The 20,425-nt window shown below is 67.6% G+C and carries 15 protein-coding genes; 11 read left to right on the forward strand and 4 right to left on the reverse strand.

From position 1 onward, the window contains the following. The first annotated feature begins 366 nt into the window (after positions 1 to 366). Positions 367 to 1,146 (forward strand): IclR family transcriptional regulator, encoded by a 780-nt coding sequence (locus J2853_RS43560; RefSeq protein WP_307567617.1) that lies wholly within the window; start codon positions 367 to 369, stop codon positions 1,144 to 1,146. Between the two features lie 331 nt (positions 1,147 to 1,477). Here the strand turns inward: J2853_RS43560 and J2853_RS43565 are convergent, their stop codons facing one another. Together J2853_RS43565 and J2853_RS43570 are read right to left on the reverse strand one after the other, a co-directional pair. Further along, positions 1,478 to 2,479, reverse strand: coding sequence for a substrate-binding domain-containing protein (locus tag J2853_RS43565; protein WP_307567619.1), 1,002 nt, complete (start codon positions 2,477 to 2,479; stop codon positions 1,478 to 1,480). Beyond that, positions 2,476 to 3,270, reverse strand: coding sequence for an SDR family NAD(P)-dependent oxidoreductase (locus J2853_RS43570; protein WP_307569027.1), 795 nt, complete (start codon positions 3,268 to 3,270; stop codon positions 2,476 to 2,478). Before J2853_RS43570 ends, J2853_RS43565 begins: the two co-directional genes overlap by 4 nt. Positions 3,271 to 3,562: 292 nt before the next feature. Here J2853_RS43570 and J2853_RS43575 point away from each other — a divergent pair, with 292 nt between their 5' ends. The 7 genes from J2853_RS43575 (at position 3,563) to J2853_RS43605 (ending at position 13,335) form a co-directional block, all read left to right on the forward strand. Continuing rightward, positions 3,563 to 5,056 (forward strand): aldehyde dehydrogenase family protein, encoded by a 1,494-nt coding sequence (locus tag J2853_RS43575; RefSeq protein WP_307567620.1) that lies wholly within the window; start codon positions 3,563 to 3,565, stop codon positions 5,054 to 5,056. Continuing rightward, complete coding sequence (locus J2853_RS43580) at positions 4,971 to 6,659, forward strand: phytoene desaturase family protein (RefSeq protein ID WP_307567621.1); 1,689 nt, start codon at positions 4,971 to 4,973, stop codon at positions 6,657 to 6,659. The genes J2853_RS43575 and J2853_RS43580 overlap by 86 nt, the downstream gene beginning before the upstream one ends. Positions 6,660 to 6,738: 79 nt before the next feature. Further along, positions 6,739 to 8,016, forward strand: coding sequence for an alcohol dehydrogenase catalytic domain-containing protein (locus J2853_RS43585; RefSeq protein WP_307567623.1), 1,278 nt, complete (start codon positions 6,739 to 6,741; stop codon positions 8,014 to 8,016). Positions 8,017 to 8,067: 51 nt separating this feature from the next. Continuing rightward, on the forward strand, positions 8,068 to 8,739 hold the full coding sequence (locus J2853_RS43590) for an SRPBCC family protein (RefSeq protein ID WP_307567625.1): 672 nt from the start codon (positions 8,068 to 8,070) through the stop codon (positions 8,737 to 8,739). A 1-nt stretch (position 8,740) separates the two neighbouring features. Then, a complete protein-coding gene (locus J2853_RS43595) occupies positions 8,741 to 10,354 on the forward strand; it encodes an FAD-dependent oxidoreductase (RefSeq protein ID WP_307567627.1) in 1,614 nt (537 codons plus the stop codon). Positions 10,355 to 10,751: 397 nt separating this feature from the next. Continuing rightward, positions 10,752 to 12,113, forward strand: a complete 1,362-nt coding sequence (locus tag J2853_RS43600; protein ID WP_307567629.1) for an MFS transporter — start codon at positions 10,752 to 10,754, stop codon at positions 12,111 to 12,113. Between the two features lie 43 nt (positions 12,114 to 12,156). Continuing rightward, a complete protein-coding gene (locus J2853_RS43605; RefSeq protein WP_307567631.1) occupies positions 12,157 to 13,335 on the forward strand; it encodes an FAD-dependent monooxygenase in 1,179 nt (392 codons plus the stop codon). A gap of 278 nt (positions 13,336 to 13,613) precedes the next feature. On the opposite strand, the gene J2853_RS43610 is transcribed toward J2853_RS43605, so the two are convergent. After that, the gene (locus J2853_RS43610) at positions 13,614 to 13,787 is read right to left on the reverse strand and encodes a hypothetical protein (RefSeq protein ID WP_307567633.1); all 174 of its coding nucleotides are present in this window, start codon (positions 13,785 to 13,787) and stop codon (positions 13,614 to 13,616) included. A 432-nt stretch (positions 13,788 to 14,219) separates the two neighbouring features. Between J2853_RS43610 and J2853_RS43615 the strand changes: the two genes are divergently transcribed. From J2853_RS43615 to tgmC, 3 genes are all read left to right on the forward strand, one after another. Then, positions 14,220 to 14,954, forward strand: a complete 735-nt coding sequence (locus J2853_RS43615; RefSeq protein ID WP_307567635.1) for an excalibur calcium-binding domain-containing protein — start codon at positions 14,220 to 14,222, stop codon at positions 14,952 to 14,954. Between the two features lie 739 nt (positions 14,955 to 15,693). Further along, on the forward strand, positions 15,694 to 15,867 hold the full coding sequence (locus J2853_RS43620) for a hypothetical protein (RefSeq protein ID WP_307567637.1): 174 nt from the start codon (positions 15,694 to 15,696) through the stop codon (positions 15,865 to 15,867). 87 nt (positions 15,868 to 15,954) lie between these two features. Beyond that, positions 15,955 to 17,088, forward strand: coding sequence for an ATP-grasp peptide maturase system methyltransferase (tgmC, locus tag J2853_RS43625; RefSeq protein WP_307567639.1), 1,134 nt, complete (start codon positions 15,955 to 15,957; stop codon positions 17,086 to 17,088). Positions 17,089 to 17,297: 209 nt separating this feature from the next. On the opposite strand, the gene J2853_RS43630 is transcribed toward tgmC, so the two are convergent. Next, on the reverse strand, positions 17,298 to 20,222 hold the full coding sequence (locus J2853_RS43630) for a choice-of-anchor D domain-containing protein (protein ID WP_307567640.1): 2,925 nt from the start codon (positions 20,220 to 20,222) through the stop codon (positions 17,298 to 17,300). Between the last annotated feature and the right edge of the window lie 203 nt (positions 20,223 to 20,425).

The following is a 20,425-nucleotide window of genomic DNA, read 5'->3' on the forward strand; positions in this document are numbered from 1 at the left end:
TTCGGCTGATGTCGAGCCCGTCCGACCGGTGGGGCGTGCCGGTCGGCGTGCTCCCGAAACCGGCGCACGCGTCTCGGGCGATCTTCTCCGCGCTCCGGGTCCCGGCCGCCGTACGGCTCCGGCCGGTCTGGACGGCCGGCGGCGGATCCTTCGCGTGTCCGCACGGAGGAGACCCCTCCTGGCCTGGTATGTAGCGTGGAAGGAGCGGTGACGCGACGACCGGCCGTGTTCACCGCGGCGACGCCATGTGTTCTGCAAGGTGGGATAGGGTTCTGCAATGGTAGACTCGGGACATACAAAACCGACTCTCCCGCACCTTGGAGACGCCGGTGTGCGGTGACAACTACAGAACGGGCTGGTGACGCGATGGAGCATTCCGGATCCGAGGACGCACCGAATTACCCCATCGGATCGGTGGACAACGCGCTGCGGCTGCTCCGGCTCTTCGGCAGGCAGAAATCCGTCCGTGTGGCCGAGGCCGGCAGGGACATCGGGGTCGCCCGATCGACGGCGCACCGATTGATGCAGATGCTGCAGTACCACGGCTTCGTGAGTCAAGATCCGGAGTCGAAGGCCTATACGGCCGGGCCCGAGCTGATCGGCATGGCCGTGTCCCTCGTGGGGGGGCTGGACCTCCGGGTGGTCGCTCGTCCGATCATGGAGGACCTGGTCCGGGAACTCGGGGAGACGGTGCACATCAGCGTTCTGCGCGGCTCTGACATCTTCTTCGTCGAGTCGATCGAGACGACGAAGTCGCTGCGCGTCGGCTCACGGACGGGGATGATCCTGCCGGCGCACGCCACGGCGTCGGGCAAGGTGCTTCTCGCCGGGCTGGACTCGGGTGAGGTCCGGCGACTGCTGCCCAACGCCAAGCTCGCCCCCATGACGGAGGTGACCCTGACGAGCCGCCGCGACCTGGAGGCGCATCTGGCGCGAATCCGCGAGGTGGGATACGCCTCCAACTTCGGCGAGAGCGAGGACGAGGTGTGGTCGGTCGCGGTGCCCGTACGGGACGCGGGCGGCAACGTCCGTGCCGCCCTGGCCATCTCGGCGCCACCGTCCCGGCTGAGCGAGGACGCGGTGGCGGGCATCGCCGCGGTGCTGAGGGAAGGCGCGAACAGGATCAGCGCCGTGCTGCCCACCTGAGTCGTGCCGCTTACCTGAGGTGTGCCGTCCACCTGAGTCGTGCTGCTTACCTGAGTCGCGCCGCCCACCTGAGGTGTGCAGCTTACCTGAGTCGCGCTCCGCTCGGGTGACGGCCGTCGCCGCCTCGTGACGTCGGCCACGGCGACCTCCGGCTCCCCGGCCGGTCGCCCGCTTCCACCGTCATCGGTCGTGGAACGTCATCCTCCGATGACACGATTTCGCAGGTCAACGGGCCGGGGAGTTTCCTCTCAGGGTCTCGCCGCCATCGTCCGAAGGCGCCGTGCCTCAGCGGTCCGCACCGCCCGATCACACGGGCGGGGGAGGACCGAGCTCAGATCACGTAGGACTCGTCGATCGACGCGGGGAAGAGGTCGTCGGGGGTGAGCAGGCGCTCGCACACCCGCTGCTCGTGGGCGTAACGGAGGAACGCCTCCAGGGTGGTGCGGTTCGGTGCCGTTCCGTACGGCCACAGATCGCGCCCGAAGACCCGCTCCGCCAGGCGGGCGCGGTCCGGCCCCCACGGCAGGGGGAAGTGCGGGGCGGTCGGGTCGAGCAACCTGGCCAGACTCCGGTCCTTGGCGGCGGTGAACGCCGTGACGAGGTTCTGAGCCACCCACGGATGCCGCTCGTACACCTCGCGACGCAGCACCACCAGGTGCATGATCGGGAAGATGCCGGTCCTTCGGTAGTACTCCTCCTCGACGGCGGGGGAGTCGTCGAAGAGCTGGACGATGCGCCCCGAGCGATCCTCGAACCCGGCGGGCGGATGAGGCACCATGATCGCGTCCAGCTCGCCGTCGAGCAGCAGCCGGTTCAGCGACCGTTGCCGTTCGGGGGTGACCTTGACGCCGTCGGGCAGGCCGGCGGGCAGCGTCTCGATGCGGCCGGGCTCGTTGATCCCGCCCTGTACCCATTCGACACCGGTCAGATCGACGCCGAATTCGTGCTGCAGGAGCGCTCGCTGGTAGACGGTCGCGGTCACCGTCCATTCCGGGATGCCGATCCGCGCCCCGGCGAGCTCCGCCGGATCGTTCACGGGGCCGTCGGCGCGAACGAAGATGCCGGAGTGCCGGAAGGACCGGGAGGGGAACACGGGCAGCCCGACGAGGGAGTCGTCGCCCCGGGCGCGCAGCGAGGAGTACTTGCCCAGCGACATCTCCGAGATGTCCCACTCCCGGAACTTGGTGAACCTGAAGAAGATCTCCTCGACCTCGAGAAGGAGGCAGGTCAGGTCGACGCCGTTCACCGGCACGCGCCCTGACACCAGATCGCGAACCTGGTCGGAATCATTGATCGCGAGGGTGAGGTGGACGTTCGATCGAGACGAACTCACAGGAAATTCATCCCCCCGTCGATGACGATGCTCTGTCCCGTGATCGTGCGCGCGGCGTCGGACGCGAGGAAGACCGCCGTACCGGCGATGTCGGCCGATTGCAGGCGCCGGTGCAGAGCCTGGCCGGCGATGATCTGCTCGGCCTGGCCGGGTTTGACGGAGTCGCGGGGGATGCCGGTGTCCACCGAACCCGGCATCAGGGCGTTGACGGTGACATCGGCGGCGCCCAGCTCTCGCGCCAGCGATCGCGTCAGGCCCACCACCCCGGCCTTGGACGCCACATAGTGCATGTAGTTCGGCCGTCCCTGGAGCACCGCCGCCGAGGAGACGTTGATGATGCTGCCACCGCGCCGGGCCCGCATGTGCCCGCCGACCGCACGGCAGCAGAGGAACACGCCGGTCAGGTTGACGTCGATGACCTGCCGCCACTCGGCCGCGCTGATCTCGTCGAACGGCTTCATCACGATGGTCGAGAAGATCGCGGCGTTGTTCACAAGCGTGTCGACCCGCCCGTAGGTCTCAAGCGTCAGGCGGAGCAACGCCTCGACGCTCTGTTCGTCGGCGACGTCGACGGTCACCGCTGTGGCGTCGTGACCCTCTTTGCGCAGCTCGGCCGCGGTGGATTCGGCGCCGTCGGTGTCGCGGTCGGCGACGACGACGCGGGATCCGGATTCGGCGAAGGCGCGTGCGAAGGTGCGGCCGATGCCCTGGGCCGCGCCGGTGATGACGCAGACCTTGCCTGCCGGGTCGGGCCCGGATGTCGTCCGGGGAGGGAGAGCAGAGTGCTCCATGGAGTCCACCGGGTGTCTCCTATCTCTTCGTGACTCGCCGCCGCGCAAAGGGTCGATTTGACCCCAAATGGTCAAGAAAGGGATGTCTTGACGGTGGGCGACGTGCGTGCCTAACATCCATGGTGTTCTGCATGACGGTCTACCGTTCTCCACCGTAGAACGCAAGACTTCAGGCGAAAACACGTCGCCAGACCACTGGCCGGACGGGCCGGCGACGGCCCGGCTCTCTCGCCGGTGCGACGCGGCACCCAGGACATCTCAGCTGATCGTGAGTGGGAGGAGTGACACGCGGATGATGAGGCCACCCGACGCCCCGGCGGTCGTCGACCGGGAATGGCGCATGATCATCGGCAATCGGCCGGTCGGCGCCGTCGACGGAGGCAGACTGGACGTCGTCGACCCGGCCACCGGCCAGGTCGTCACGACGATCCCGGCGGCCACGGAGGCGGACGTCGACGCGGCCGTCGCGGCGGCGAAGGACGCGTTCGGCGGATGGAGGCGCACTCCGGCCGTCGTGCGTGCCCGCCTGCTCAACGAGATAGCCGACGCGGTCGAGACGCACGGCGAGGAACTCGCCCGGATCGACGCGATCGACAACGGCACGCCGGTCAGCATGCTGCGCAACGACATCCGCCTCGCGACCACCCAGCTGCGCTACTTCGCAGGACTGGCGCTTGAGCTGCGCGGACAGTCGATTCCCCCGCCCGCGGGCGGGCTGAACTACACCGTGCACGAACCCTTCGGCGTCGTCGGGCGGATCGTGCCCTTCAACCATCCGATGATGTTCGCCGCGACGAAGATCGCCGCACCGCTCGTCGCCGGCAACACGGTGGTCCTCAAGCCCTCCGAGCACACGTCGCTGTCGGCGCTGCGCATCGGCGAGCTGTGCGCCGAGATCCTGCCGCCCGGTGTGGTGAACGTGGTCACCGGGCTCGGCGCCACCGTCGGCGCGCGCCTGACGACGCATCCCGACGTCACCAGGATCGCCTTCACGGGCAGCGTCCAAACCGGACTGGGCATTCAGCGGCAGGCCGCCGCGGACCGCGTGAAGACGGTGACGCTGGAGTTGGGCGGCAAGAACCCGCTGCTGGTCTTCCCCGACGCGGACCTCGACGCGGCCGTCGCCGGGGCGATTCGCGGGATGAACTTCACCTGGCAGGGGCAGAGCTGCGGGTCGACCTCACGGGTGTACGTGCATCGAAGCCTGTGGGACGAGTTCCTCGGCCGGTTGAAGGTGGGGGTCGAGAAACTCCGGATCGGCGATCCCCAGCGCGACGACACCGAGGTGGGCGCCATCGTCTGCCGGTCGCAGTACGACCGGGTCGTCCGTTTCATCGAGGCGGGGAGCGCCGACCCGCGGGCGCGCCTGATCGCGGGCGGAGACGTCGAAGGCCCCGATGCCGGCCTTTTCGTACGCCCGACCGTCTTCGCCTTCGACGAGGGCGACTGCGACTCGCCGCTGCTGAACGAGGAGATCTTCGGCCCGGTGCTGTCGGTCCTGCCGTTCGACGAGTACGACGAGGTGATCGCCCGCGCGAATCGGCTCCCGCTGGGATTGACGGCCAGCGTCTGGACCACGGAGCTGAGCACGGCCATGCGGGCGACCCGGGACCTGGAAGCGGGCTACGTCTGGGTCAACGCGAGTTCGATCCACATTCCCGGCGCGCCGTTCGGCGGATTCAAGAACAGCGGCGTGGGTCGTGAGGAAGGGATCGAGGAGCTCTATTCCTACACCCAGCAGAAGAACGTCTACATCCAGTTCGAGCGAGGGGGCGATTCCCATTAACGCTGAATATGACGGAATCATCATTGGCTCCGGCCAGCACGGCCTGGTCCTTGGCAGCTACCTGTCGAAGCTTGGGCTCAAGATCGCGATTTTGGAACGGCGCATGATGTTCGGCGGCGGCTTGAGCACCGTTGAGCCGGGACCGCCGGGGTTCTACCAGAATCCGCACTCCATCAATCATTTCAACATCACCGAGACGCCGTGGTACCGCGACCTCGGTCTGGCGGCGACCGTACGGTATGAGACGCCGCGGTTCGACTTCGCCCAGCCGCACGCCGACGGCACATCGCTGGTCTTCTCCCGCGACGTCGACGAGACCTGCGCGTCGATCGGCCGGTTCTCGCAGCGCGACGCCAAGACCTTCCGCGAGTGGAACCGCCGCGCCGACGCCATCAGCGATTCGATCTTCCTCGCCGAGCGCTACTCCGAGCCCCTCGACGAGGACGAGCGCAACGAGCTGCTCTCGGGCAGTGCCGTCGGGCGCGACTTCCTCGACATCATCGAACGGCAGCCGCTGGACCTGATGAACGAGCTGTTCGAGAACGAGCGCGTCAAGCTGCTGATGCTCTTCAAGCTCTCGATTTTCGGCACCGTCCTCTACGACGCGGTGAGCCAGCGCAGCCCGATGGGAGCGGCGATCCGCGGCTTCGACCTCGCCGCCGGCTACCAGGTGTGCGTCGGCGGGAGCTGGAACCTGGCACGAGGGCTGATGGAGAGCTTCATCCGGGCCGGTGGGACCTTCATCAACCACGCCGAGGTGGAGCGCATCGTCGTCGACAACAACAAGGCGACCGGTGTCGAACTGGCCGACGGGCGCAGCCTCACCGCACGGCGGTTCGTGGCGAGCACCCTCGACGTCCCGCAGACGTTCACCAGGCTCGTCGGCCCGGACCAGTTGCCCGCCGCGTACCGGGAGAAGGTCGAGAAGTTCAAACAGACGGCCTGGACGCTGTTCGGCGTGCACCTCGCCCTGCGTGAGGCGCCCGACTACCTCGGCTCGGACTTCGACCCGAACGTGAACAAGGCGCTCAAGTACAACGTCGGGTGCGAGAGCATCGAGGAACTGTTCGCCCTGCACGACGAGGTGGCGGCGGGCAAGGTCCCCGAGCACATCTCCTTCGGCACCGGGCACATCACGCAGTTCGACCCGTCGCAGGCCCCGCCCGGGCACCACACCGCGTACGCCTGGCACGTGATGCCGTTCGCCCCCGGCGGCAGCCCGGAGAACATCGAGCCGGTCAAGGCGGAGTTCACCGAGCGCGTTCTCGACAAGTGGCGGGAGTACGCGCCGAACATGACCCGCGACAACATCCTGCACACCTGGACCCACACGGCGAACGACTACAGCCGTCAGTTGATCAACATGGTGCGGGGCGACATCTTCATGGGGTCCTTCGCGGGCGAGCAGAGCATGTGGAACCACTTCGGCTACCGGACCCCCGTCGAGGGCCTGTACATGGCCGGGTCGGCCACGCACCCGGGCGGCGCGATCTCGGGAGGCGCCGGCTACATCGTCTCGCGGATCATCGCGGAGGACCTGGGGCTCGCCCCGTGGTGGGAACCGGTCGACGTCCGGGCCGCGCTGAAGAACGCGGCGAGCTGACCCCGAGGCAGTTGAGGTAACCGGCCGCGGTCACGGCCGGGCAGGTGCTCGAACCGGTGGGAACTAAGGAAGGCTGTACATGACGGACCAATCAATCAATCCAGCGGCTGCGGTCGGATACCCCGGCAACCAGTCCGGCGAGTTCAAGGGCTGGGTGCGCTACCAGGACTGGTTCGAGATCCGGGACCTCCGGCTGCGGCCCAGGCGGCCGACCGACGTGGTGATCCGCAATCTCGCGGCGCAGGCCTGTTACACGCTCGTGCCGAACGTCGCGGATCTGTCCACCACCCACCACGACAAGGCCAGGAGCCCGGGCCACGGCGCCATGGGGGTCGTCGTCGAGGTCGGTTCCCAGGTCCGGCGGGTCAAGGTCGGCGACCGGGTCGTGACGCCGGTCCTGCCGAGCTGTGGCACGTGCTACAGCTGCGTGCGCGGCGAGTGGCACGCCTGCGGCCACAAGAACGACCTGGACTTCGCCACGCAGGAGGCCCCGCCGTTCGCGGAGCTGGAGGACGGCACGCCGGTGTGGCAGGACCACACGGGTGGCTTCGCGGAGCTGGCGGTCTGCGACGAGTCCTGGGTCGTGCCGGTGTTCGACTCCCCGCTGTCCGACGTCGAGCTCGCGTCGCTCGCCTGCGTTCCCGGGCCGGGCTGGAGCTTCGCGCTCTTCGGCATGCCGGTGGAGATCGCCTCGAAGGTCGCCGTCCTCGGTGCCGGCGCGCTCGGCCTCTCGATCATCCAGGCCGCCAAGATGATGGGCGCCCAGCTGATCATCGCGGTCGAGCGCATCCCGCACCGGATGGAGGCGGCCAAGCGCGCGGGGGCGCACATCGTCCTCGACGCCGACGAGTACGGCGCCGGCATCGTCAAGAAGATCCAGGAGCTGTGCGGCCCGGACACGCCGAACATGGCGGCCGGCGGGAAGCCGTCCGAGGGTTTCTACCACGGGCGTGGCGCCGACCACATCTACGAGGCCGCGGGCAAGACGATCGGCGATCCCACGACGGGCAAGCCGGCCGACGTCAGCGGGTCGGCGGCCCTGGGCTACGGCTACCAGGCCACCCGGCGAGGCGGGACCTTCGTGCACACCGGATGGATCGAGCGGACCAACGACCCGCAGTGGTGGCCGGCTTCGCCGGGTCCCTTCGACTACGAGGGCAAGAAGTACCTCTCCGCGTCCTACGGCGGCGCCAACGTCCTCCGGGACATCCCGCGCCTGGCCAAGCTCATCGAGATGGGATACCTGGACGCGAAATCGCTGTGCGATCCCGTCATGCCCTTCGAGAAGGGAGACCAGGCGCTGTGGCACTCACTGAACCGGGACAGCCTGCTTCCGATCATCACCTACGACGAGTGAACGCGATGACGCGCGTACGGCGGGTCCCCGGTACGAGCACGGACGCCACCGATGATTGAGATCGATTACACGGTCGAGATCGCCGCCCCGATCGACGAGGTGTGGGCCTACCTGTGGACCATTCCGAACTGGGCTCACCTGATGATCGGATTCCAGACCGTCAAGGTGGTCGACGAGCAGCACTCCGTCTGGACGCTCAAGGGCGACGTCGGCATGCTCAGCCGCGAGGTCGACCTCGAAGTGATCATCGATGAGTGGGAGCCCAGGAGTTTCCTGAACTTCACGGTCAACGGTCTGACCGAGCAGATCGCGGGCGGGGGCACGTTCAGGATCGGTGAGGTGCCGGACGACTCCGCGCCCGCTTCCGCCGGGCCGGTCGCGTCCCCGGCCAGAGAGCCGTGGAGCCGGCGACTCCGCCGGCGCTGGGCGGAGTTCCTGTTCGGAATGATCGCCAAGTCGGCGAGGAAGAAGGCCGGCCGGCGTACTCGGGACGAGTCGACCGGCACCCCCACCACTACCCCCACCACTACCCTCACCGCCACCACCGCTCCCGCGAACGCGTCAGGGAGCGGCCCGAGGTCCAGGCTCAACTTCCACCTCGAAGTGAGCCCGGGCGGACCGATGGCACCCATGATCGAGCTGCTGATGTCACCTCTCCTCGAACCGGCGGCGAAGGACCTGGCGATCGGAATTCGTACGGAACTGGAAGGACGGGAACAATAAAATGACCGAAGAGAACGACGCGGTCATCATCGGTTCAGGAGCCGCCGGCTTGACGGCGGCCCTGTCGGCGGCCTCCCGGGGGCTGCGTGTCACGCTGCTGGAGAAGGCCCCGGTGTTCGGCGGGACGAGTGCCGTCTCCGGCGGCTCCGTGTGGGCGCCGAACAGCAAATACCTGGAGGAGGGCAGCCCGCCCGACAGCCGGGAGGACGCGCTGACGTACGTGAGAGCGCTGGCTCTGGGCCGGGTGGACGACCGCCTCATCGAGACGTTCGTCGACACCGTCAACCCGACGCTGGACTTCCTCGAGAAGGAAACGGCGATCGAGTTCTCCTCGAACCCCCACCACCCCGACTACCAGCCACACCTTCCCGGGGCCCGGGCGGGCGGGCGCACGCTGCAGGTCGGCATCTACGACACCAACCTCCTCGGCGAGCGCGCCGCCGAGCTGCGCAAGGGGCACAGCTCGGTCCCGATCACCCGGCTGGAGGGCGACGCCTGGGGGATGGAGCGGCCGGAGCGCTGGGACTGGAAACTGCTCGCGGAGCGTGTCGCGAGCGGCATGGTGGGCATGGGCGCCTCCCTGATCGGCACGCTGCTCGACGCCTGCCTGAAGAAGGGCGTGCGGGCGGTGGTCAACGCGCGCGCCGTCGAACTCGAACGCGACCCGCAGGGCCGGGTGGTCGGCGTGTACGCGGAGGTGGACGGCGAGCGGCGGTTGTTCCAGGCGAAGAAGGGCGTCGTCCTGGCCTCCGGCGGGTTCGAGTGGAACAAGGAGCTGGTCGACACCTTCCTCGGGGTGCCGTGCGACGCGCCGGCGAGCCCCCCGGCGAACGAGGGCGACGGCCTGACCATGGCGATGGCCGTCGGCGCCTCGCTCGGGAACATGAGCGAGGCCTGGTGGGGGCCCATGATCGCCGCGTCGGGAGACAGCTACGACGACGCGCCGCTGTACCGCCCGACGAGCGGTCTGCGCACGCTTCCCGGCGGCATCATCGTCAACCGCAAGGGCCGCCGGTTCCTCGACGAGGCCATGAACTACAACGACTTCGGCAAGATGCTCGCGTCGTTCGACTCGCATGACTACGAGTACGCCAACCTCCCGTGCTGGCTGGTCTTCGACGAGCGTTTCCGCCAGTCGTACCCGATCGCGACGGTCACCCCGGGAACCCCGACCCCGCGCTGGATGCTCACCGCGCCCACCCTCGCCGAGCTCGCCGAGGCGGCGGGAATCGATCCTGCCGGTCTCGAAGCGCAGGTCGAGGAGTTCAACGGGCACGCGGCGAACGGCGTGGACCCGGTCTTCCACCGCGGCGAATCGGTCTACGACCTCTACCGCGGCGATCCGGAGGTGACGCCGAACCGCAACCTGCGGCCGCTCGAATCGGGTCCGTACTACGCGGTCCGGCTCCACCTGGGCGCCCTGGGCACGAAGGGCGGCCCGCAGACCGACACGGAAGGCGCCGTCCTCGACACCCGTGGAGCCCGGATCCCCGGACTCTACGCGTGCGGAAACGTCGCATCCAGCCCGTTCGGCCCCGGATACCCCGGGGCGGGGGCGACGCTCGCCGCGGGGATGGTCTTCGGTTACCTGAGCGGTCAGGCCCTGGCCGGCTGATCCGCCGGCCGTCACCCGAACCGCGAGATCCCGCGGGTTCCCGAGCGCGGGCGGATCATCGGATCCGCCAGGCCATCGCGTTCCGGAACCCGCGCGCCCGCCTGAGAACCAACCGGCGAGGCCCGGTTTCCCGCGGCCGTTCCACACGAATCCTCTCCAGCCCGGTTCGCGAACCCATCGGGGGATCGGCACGCGGTCCGACCTGCCGGTGTTTCGCATCGGAGACCGCTGGGCCAGCGATTCGCGACATTTCCTGACCCTGGCGGCAGGAGTCCGGGGAAAAGGTCCAGCAGAAAGACAAGGTTCGCCATTAAAAGCACGCGTTCAGTGAACGCACCTGCATAACGCGGTTTCGGGGGACTATCTCTGCCACGTCTGGATGACCAGGAGAACCGGCATGCCAAATCCAACCGACGACCACGTTATCGAAACGACAAAACCGCGTCCCAGAGCGGTCGCGGCACTGGTGCTCGGTCATTTCATCGAAGTATACGACACGGCCCTTTACGGGCTCTTCGTGGCGCCCATCGCCACGGCTTTCTTTCCCGCCGGAAACGCGGACGCGGCGCTCATCGCCACGCTCGCCGTCTTCGGTGTCTCCTTTCTCTCCAAGTCGGCCGGAGGCCTGTTCTTCGGGGTCCTGGCCGATCGGGTCGGCCGGCGTAACTCGCTGATGGTCTCGATCCTGCTCGTCGGAGGGTCGACGGCCGCCATCGGTCTCATTCCCACCTACGAGACGGCGGCGCTGCTCTCACCGATCCTGCTCGTCGTCTGCCGGCTTCTGCAGGGCTTCGCCTCGGGCGGCGAGGCGACGGTGGCCCCGGTGTTCCTGGGTGAGTACGCCTCCCGGAAGCGCCGAGGGTTCATCACCTCGTTCGTCGCCGCCGCGGGCAACCTGGGCACCCTGGTGGCCGCCGCCACCGGTGTGATCGTCGGCCTGAGCGTGAACGAGAGCACGTTCAACGACTACGGGTGGCGGTTCGCGTTCCTGATCGCCGCGCCGTTGGCTCTCTTCGCCCTCTACCTCCGCTACGGCCTCGAAGAGCCGGTGACGTACCAGAAGGCGCGATCACGGGTGAAGTCCGCGCCGATCAGGACGGCCCTGCGGCACTGGCGAATGATCCTGCGGGTGAGCTGCCTCGGCGCCCTGGGGACCACGTTCTACATCATGTTCGTGTACTACCCGACCTATCTCGTCAAGGAGACCGGGCTTTCCGCGAGCGACTCCCGGATCGTGCCGCTGATCCTGATCTCGATGCTCGTGGTGTTCAATCCGCTGGTCGGGATGCTCGGTGACCGCTACGGCCGGAAGCTTCCGCTCCTGCTGGGCGGGCTCGCGTCGGTGCTTTTTGTCCTGCCGGGCTTTCTCGTCGCGCAGAGCGGCGGTTTTCTCGCGGCCGTGCTCGGCGGCGTGCTCATCCTGATCAGCGTCCCCCTGTGCCTCGGGTCGATCCATGCCATCTCGATGGAGTTCTATCCCACCGAGGTGCGGGCGACGGCGGCCGGAATCGCGGGGACCCTCGGCACATTCATCTTCGCCGGCCTGCCACCGGTCATCGTCGACGTGCTGACCACGAGGTACGACATGCCGCTGGCCCCGGCATTCGTGATCGTCGGAACGGCCGTGATCGGCCTGCTCGCGGCCTGGGGCCTGCCCGACACCCGCAAGATCGACCTGGAGACCGTGGGGACCTCGTCAGAGGGGGTCGCGACGGTCGAGAGCCCACGGCACGGAGTACCCGGCCGGGTCGCACCGTGACGGCCGCGAAGGACATCAGGACAGACAACAAAGGAGGAATTCCGTGAGCGACGGAGAGATCCTGGTCATCGGCGGCGGTATCGGAGGGCTCACCGCCGCCCTGGCCATCGCCCGGTCGGGACGCGCGGTGCGCGTGCTGGAGCGCGCGCCCGAGTTCGCCGAGATCGGCGCGGGCCTGCAACTGGCGCCGAACGCCACCCGGCTGCTGGACCGGCTGGGCGTGCTCGACGCGTGCGTCGAGGTCGGCGTCCTGCCCGAGCGCCTGGTCTTCAACGACGCGCTCACCGGGGAGCGGCTCACCCACCTTGACCTTGGAGAGGGGTTCCGCCGCCGTTACGGGGGCCCCTACGTGGTCATGCACCGTAGTGACCTGCTCAGGATCCTCGTCGAGGCCTGCCGTGCCCAGGGCGTCGCCCTGGAGAACGGTAAGCAGGTCGACACGGTCACCACGGAGCCCGGCGGGGTGACCGTCACCTGCGCGGACGGATCGCACCACACCGGTGTGCTGGCCGTGGCGGCCGACGGCCTGCGGTCGGGCTCGCGTGGGCGGCTGTCGGACGACGAACCGATCGACTCGGGCTACGTGGCCTACCGTGGCGCGGTCCCGCTGGACGAGGTCACCGGCCCGGTCTCGCTCTCCGAGGTCGTCGTCTGGTTCGGCCCCGGACTGCACCTGGTGCAGTACCCGCTGCGTTCCGGGCGGCTGTTCAACCAGGTCGCGGTGTTTCGCAGCCCGGGGTTCGCCGCCGGTGACCCCGACTGGGGCAACCCGGACGAACTCGACGCGGCGTTCTCGGTCACGTGCGAGTCCGTCCGCATGGCGATCCCGTCCCTGTGGCGCACCAATCGCTGGCCGATGTACGACCGTGAACCGCTGGACAACTGGCTGACCGGCCGTACGGTCCTGCTCGGCGACGCCGCCCATCCGATGCTGCAGTATCTCGCCCAGGGCGCCTGCCAGGCGATCGAGGACGGAGTGTCGCTCGCCGGCTCGCTGGACCGGCACCTGACGGACGCCGTCCCTGACGCCGTCTCCGTGGACAAGGCGCTGCACGCCTACCAGGACGAGCGAATCCCGCGCACCGCCCACATCCAGCGGACCGCCCGGATATGGGGCGACATGTGGCACATCGACGGCGTGGGAGCGCTGTTGCGCAACGAGGTGTTCACCCAGCGGGCCGTGGACGACTACCGGCATGTCGACCCGATCTATGGCGCGTGATCTCAGGCGAACGGGTCAGGGCAGGCGTACCGGCGTCGTGCCCGTCAAACGAGCCGGACGTGGGGGGACGAGGTAAGCCGGAAGAACCATGGATGACCACATGATCATGTGGGGGTCTCGGTGGCAACGGCGGAGAAAACAACGGATATACAGGTCAGCGGCCCGTCTTGCGGTCTGCGCTCGAAGGCCCTCACAAAGGGCTTGGGCCTGTATATCCGTTGGAGTTGGCCCGGTTTGATGGATACCTGATGTCTTAGGACAGACATCAGGAGACTCCGCTATCCCGCAGTTTGCGTGAGCCACTCGCCCTTTTGGTCGGCGAATCCGCTGTTCAGCGCGAACTGAAACTTGCTGATCTTCGCAGCCTGGGGCACCTCGAAGACGATGATGCCTTTACGGCTGTCACCGGCCCCCATGGTGACTGACCCGCCGAACGACACGCCTTCCTGCACGTCCCCGTACGCTTGGCAGGTTTTGTCGATGAGTATCGTCCGAAGAGGTATCTGGGAGCGATAAACCTCGCCTCGTAGGTGGTGTGGCGTTTTCCTGTGTGATCAGCCATTCACGGTTACCGATCCGGGACGCGAGCCGCAATCAGGCACGCGGCGCCCCTCCTGGAGGTTGACGCCGATGACGGCACATGTCAGATCAACACCTTCGTGACAGTAGGGAGATCTTCCTTCTATCGTGGCTATCCGGTTTCAGCCCGATATCGCCTCTCAGTGAAGGCACCCATGGCCCTCCGCTACAACCCCCCGCCTACCTGGCCGACCCCACCGCCCGGTTGGACCCCACCGCCCGGTTGGCAGCCGGACCCCTCTTGGCCGCCTCCGCCGGTCGGCTGGCAGCTGTGGGTTGTGGAAAGAGATCCTGCTTGGCTCCGGGTGATCAAGCGGATTTACCTCGGCCCGGCGCACACGCAACTGGGACGCAAGGTGATTCGGGTCGGACTGCTGGGGCTACTGACGGTCGCGGTGCTGATCGCCCCGTTCCAGCGCATTGATCCTGCCCCGGTGGCGAGCGACCGCGTCGCTTTGCAGCGCTCTTCGGCACCCGGCATCGTCACCCCCACGGGGGTCGGGCTTCCGAGTGTGCAGCCGATGACGGCCCCGCCCCCTGCCCCGGAGATCACGGTCACGACCACGACCACGAGCACAGGGACGAGGATGCCCCACCTGAGTGGCCTTGACGGTGCAAGCGCCCGAAAGCAGCTGCAGGAGCTGGGCGTGCGCGGCATCACCATGAAGGCGGTGAACGGCGGAGCGGTGATTGACGAATCGAAGTTGATCGTGGTCGGTGTGTCCCATCTGCCCGGGGAGAAGATCACTGCTGATACCGCGATCACGCTGATGCTGGGCCGATCCCTGGTGCCTCGACCGACCCGGAGCGCAGCGGTGCAACCACCGCCGCCGGTCGGGGAAACCAAGCGGCCGGAGCCGTCGGCTTCATCACCGGTACCCGAGCAGGCGACATCATCACCAAAGCCCGCGCCCGACCCTCGCTTCGGCACCTGCCGGGAGGCGAACGCGCACGGTTATGAGGGCTATCGACAAGGCATAGACATCGAATACGACTGGTACGAGGACCGCGACAGCGATGGCGTAGCCTGCGAACGCTGACAACTCCACCACCATTGCGCCGGCGGAACCAGGGCTTCACCGTCGAGGTCAGCCACCTCTGCAAGAGGATGCAGGCGTTGCATGACAGGCTCGGCCACGACGTGGCCCGATGCCGGCGTCGTGCACGTAGGAGTCCGAGATGTTCGCGCGGTGAACAGGCTGTGTAGCCGATGTAGCAGGTCGTCAGAACTGCCGGTTTTCAAAGCTCGTGGCGCCAGGTTCGGACGCGTCTGGTCTCGAAAATGGGACTGGGCGCGTTTTTGTATTTTTCGGACCCACCTACTTCAGGCTTCCTTTTTTGCTTCTGAACCAGATCGTCGAGAACTCTGGGCTGTCACTAATACCTACGTACAAACCGCCTAGCGAGTTGGAGGGCCCACCTTCTCGGCCGAGGTGATGATCCCGTCTTGGACCCTCAGCGTGATGAGATCGCCTGGCTTGATCGCGCTGAGGTTTGCCAAGAGGTTTCCGCGCATGGGGTAGCACTGCCTTGCGCTATCGTCGCTGGGGTTGGGGGATCGGATGCAGAGCTCACGTAGATCAACTGACTCGAGCGGGCCTGTGACATGAACCGTTACCGTGACGGAGCAAGAAGTCATAGTCGTGCAGAAAATCAAAGCGGATAAAACCGTCACGGATTTGCGCATGGGTGCCCCCTGGACGGCTTGGCCTATGCCTGGATTTTAACGCTCCAGTGGCACTTTTTGATCTATTTATAGAGATGATATGAAAACGGCCAATGTGTGATCATCAGGTGTTTTTGAGGGCAACCAAAGATCGTGCAGTGGCGGCAGGTGACAGCGTAGACATTGTCAGGTGGAAGATCGCCTTCGACGAGCTGATGGGGCGGATCGCGGGCCGGTTCGGCTGGACAGACATCGTCGCATCGCCCAGCGGCGAACTTCCGCGCTGACTGCAAATCGCTCAACTCCAGGCGTCTCCCCGACTTGTTGGCGATGGCTGACGCCTTCGCTGACGTACTCCTGGAAAGGTGATAGCCATGAGCGACAGCGATACGGCCGCGCAACTCCGCCTTGCTCTGGCGGAGAAGATCAGCTCTCCTGGCTGGCGGCACGCGTTGGAAGCGGTGCCCCGCGAGCTGTTTCTGGGTGACGCCGTCTACCGGCAGGAACCCGGCCGCGGCTGGGTTCCCATACGCCGGCCCGAGCTGAGCGCCGAAGACTGGTTGGCACTCGCCTACACCGACGAGACGTGGGTGACCCAGATCGACGGGGTCATGGCCGAAGACGCGACCGGGCCGGTGACGATCTTGCGGCCCACATCGTCGTCGACCTTCCCCGGCCTGGTCGTGCGGATGCTCGAAACGGCCGGGATCGGTGAAGGCGACACGGTGCTGGAGATCGGCACCGGCACCGGTTACTCCACCTCGTTGATGTGTCACCGGCTCGGCGACAAGGCCGTGACGTCCATCGAATACGACCCGGTGGTCGCGGCTCGGGCGAAGGCCGCCATCGCCCAGGCCGGATACGCGCCCATCCTCGTCCACGGTGACGGGCTCCTCGGGTACGACGACGCGGCCCCATACGATCGCCTCATCGCCACCTGCGCGGTACGCACGATCCCGCTCGCGTGGCTGTGGCAGGTCCGCGCAGGGGGAACGATCACTGCCCCCACGCGGGGGTGGTTGGACGGCGTCGCGTTCGCGCATCTCCAGGTCGCTGAGGACGGCTCCGCGAGCGGACGCTTCGTCAACGACGACGTGTATTTCATGACCGCCCGGCCGCACCTTCCGCCGCCGCGGCCACCCCTGGTGATGGGCCGTGGGGCGATGAGTGAGAGCAGGATTGACCCGGCGATCCTGCAGGACGACACGGCGCTTTTCGTCGCCCAGCTCGCCGCCCCCCAGGCGCAGCACAGTTGGGCGGAGGAAACCCGCATGCTGTCCGACACGGGGACCGGATCGCAAGCCGACGTCAGGCCGAACCCCGTCGGCGGATGGACGGTTCACCAGCACGGCCCCCTACGTCTGTGGGACGCGGTCGAGGACGCCCTCCTGACCTGGCGGGGCGCCGGGTCGCCGCACCAGTCGGCGTTCGGGCTCACGGTCACCCAGAAAAGCCAATACGTCTGGCTGGGTGAACCAGGCGGACCGTCCTGGGACCTGCCCGCCTGAGGAAACCCGCCGCGGAGACGTCATGCACACGCACTGGACTACCGCTCCTCTGGTGGCCTTCGACCTGGAGGGCACCGGCGGGCAGGACCACGGACACGAAGCGATCCTGGAAGTCGGGGTTGTGCCGGCCGTCTTGGAAGCACTGTTCGCGGCGAGGCGATGAGAAAGCTCCGGAGGCGGCGGACCCGCCTCCTCCGGGGCTCGGGAGGTCACGAGGAGTAGACCTCGAACTCGGAGAGCTGGCCGGCGGGCCAGCCGCTGTTGGCGGTGAAGGTCAGGCGCAGGTGACGCCTGCTGGTGGCCGGGAAGGTGATGGTGGCCGTGTTGCCGGTGGCGGGGTTGAAGGTGTAGGTCGCCGAGCCGACGACGTTGGTGAAGGTGTTCCCGTCGGTGCTGCCCAGGACGGTGAGCGTCTGGGTGCGGGTGGCCCAGGCGGCGGCCGGGGGCAGCTTGAGGACGATCCGGCCGACGCTCGCGGACGAGCCGAGGTCGACCGTGACCGACTGCGGGAAGGCGTTGTTGGCCGACTCCCAGTAGGTGCTCGCGTTGCCGTCCACGACGTTGCCCGAGCCGTACGTCTGGGAGTGGCCGGTCTCCGTGGTCGGCCTGCCCTGCGCCAGGTTGGTGACGGGCGCCGAGCCGCCGGTGCCGGTGAGGGCCACGGTCAGGGGCCCGTTCGGGTCGTTGCTCGCGACGCTCAGGGTGCCTGTGCGGGTGCCCGTCGCGGTGGGGGTGAAGGTGACGTTGACGGTGCAGGAGGCTCCGGCGGCGAGGGTGGTGCCGCAGGTCCTGGTCTGCGCGTAGTCGCCGGTGGTGGCGACCGTGCCGAGCGTCGCGGACCCGGTGCCGTTGTTGGTGACCGTCACGGCCTGCGCCGGGCTGGTCGTGCCGCTCTGGCGTGCCCCGAAGGACAGGCTGCCGGGAGAGGCGGTGAGGGCGACGCCGTTGGTGCCGCTGCCGGTGAGGCCGACGGTCACCGGGCCGCCGGGGGCGCTGCTGGCGAGGGTGAGCGTGCCGGTACGGGTGCCCGTCGCGGTCGGCCTGAAGGTGACGTTGACCGTACAGGTCGCGCCCGCGGCGAGGGAACTGCCGCAGTTGTTGGTCTGGGTGTAGTCGCCGGTGGCGGTCACCGAGCTGATCGGGGCCGCCGTGGTGGCTCCGTTCGTGATGGTGACGGACTGCGCCTGGCTGGTCCCGCCGACCTGGAGCGCGGGGAAGGACAGGCTGCCGGGGGAGCCGGACAGGCCGCCCGTGCTGCCACCGCCGCCGGGGTAGATGTAGTTCGGCGCCGGCCAGGTGCCGGTGCAGGTCGTGGAGGTGGGGCTCCAGCCGGTGTTGCCGGTGCCGACGACGGGCGTGAAGCTCGCGCCGACGCAGTTGTGGATGGCGACGCCCGCGCCCAGGTGGGCGGCCTTGACGTTGTTGAACGTCATGTTCGCGCCCGACTGCGCCTGGATCATGTAGGTGCCGGTGCCGTCGATGTTGACGTTGTTGAAGTTGACCGTGCTCGTGCTGCCCTCGATGACGTGGATGGCGGCGTAGGAGCTGTCCAGGATGTCGGTGTCGGTGACGTTGATGGTGGCGTTGACCGGCTCGTTGAGCCCGCTGAACCAGATGGCGCCGACGCCGAAGTGCCAGTTGAAGTCGTTGTTGCCGGCCCGGAGCAGGGTGTTGCGGGCGACGGTGTGGGTGCCGGCGACCGCGGTGCCCTGGCCGGAGTTGACGCCGGGGTAGCGGTTGGCGATGTGGATGCCGCCGCCGTTGCTGACGGTGTCGGCCACCACGTTGTCGGTGATCTGGATGTTCCTGCCGCCGTACGTGACGATGTTGTTGGCCAGCAGCGTGACGCCGACGGTGTTGAAGGTGAACTTGTTGTTCACGTTCGGCACCCGTTCGGGCCACATGGCCAGGCCGTCGTCACCGGTGTTGCGGACGAAGGTGTTCGCCACGGTCGAGTTGGTGACGCCCGTGTGGAAGTTCACGCCGTCGGCGGTCTGGTCGAGGATGCGGCTGTTCTTGATGGTGAAGTTGTCCATCGGGCCGTCCATCCAGGCCCCGACCTTGGTGTGCTGCAGCCACAGGTTGTCCACGACCGAGTCGGTCATCGCGCCGCCCAGAGCGTTGACCTGGTCGTTGTCCTCACGCTCCATGACCTCGCCGATGATGGCGAAGTCCTTGAGCGTGACGTTGCGGCTCGGGCCGCCCGCCTCGTGGGAACGGATCTCACCGCCGTAGCCGCCGCCCTGGACGTACTTGCCGTAGACGCCGACGGCCCTGTTGCGCTGGGTGGGGTGGCGTCCGCCGAGCACGCTGTACCAGGGGCCTGCTCCGCGCAGGGTCACCCCGTCGACGACCACGTGGTCGTAGAGGTTGTAGGTGCCCTCGGGGATCCAGACCTCCTTGGCCTGGGCCTTGCCGGCGTTGACCGCGGCCTGGAAGGCGGCGGTGTTGTCGACGCCGGTGCTGTTCTTGACGGCGCCGAAGTCGTCGACCGACAGCGAGCCCGCGGGCCGGGTGATCGGGCCGGGGACGACCTCGAAGTCGGCCAGGTCGACGGTGATCGGGATGCCGCCGGTGGACTGGACGCGGACCTTGGCGCCCGCGGCGAGCGTGGACCCGAACAGGGTCCGCGTCTCGTCGTAGAAGTGGTGGGGGTTGGTGTCGCCGGGGTTGTTGTTGAACGGGTAGCCGCCGTAGTACCAGCCGTACTTCGAGGTGAGGGACAGGTCCTTCAGGTGTGCCCCGTTGACCCGCAGGTCGGCGGTGGTGGTCTGGCCGGTTCCCGAGGCGTTGTCCGGCACGCTGTAGCGCAGGGACATCCCGTTGGCCGGCCTGGTGAGCGTGAACTCCACGTACTCGCCCGAGGAGTCGAGCGTCACCGCCCGGCGGCCCGAGGCCTCGGAGGGGAGGCGGCCGTAGATCCTGTCGGGGCCGATCACCTGGCCTGAGGTGACGGCGTCCTCGGCTTCGATCTCGACGAAGGGCACGGTGGCACCGCGCCCTGCGAAGTCGAACGGGGAGTCGGCTCGCGCGGCGGCTGAGGCGGAGGTGGCCGGCGACCCGGCGAGCCCTCCCGCTGTCAGCACCACGACCGTGGCGATCGTCCAGGCCTTGAGCCTGCCGGACTTCTTCATCGACTGACCCTTCATTTTACGAAGAGCCGGACGCTTCGCGGTCAGAGACGCACAGACCGGTGGTGCCCGGGGGGGTATCCACACCTTAAAATGACGCACAGATGTCTGCAAGGTTTCGTCTGTTCCATGAAATGTATCGACTATGTTGCGTTGTTTCTTTTACTGCAATTTCTGCGCAAGTGCTTGCTTGGCTCTGGAAGCCG

The sequence above is a fragment of the Streptosporangium lutulentum genome, assembly GCF_030811455.1.
Taxonomy (GTDB): domain Bacteria; phylum Actinomycetota; class Actinomycetes; order Streptosporangiales; family Streptosporangiaceae; genus Streptosporangium; species Streptosporangium lutulentum.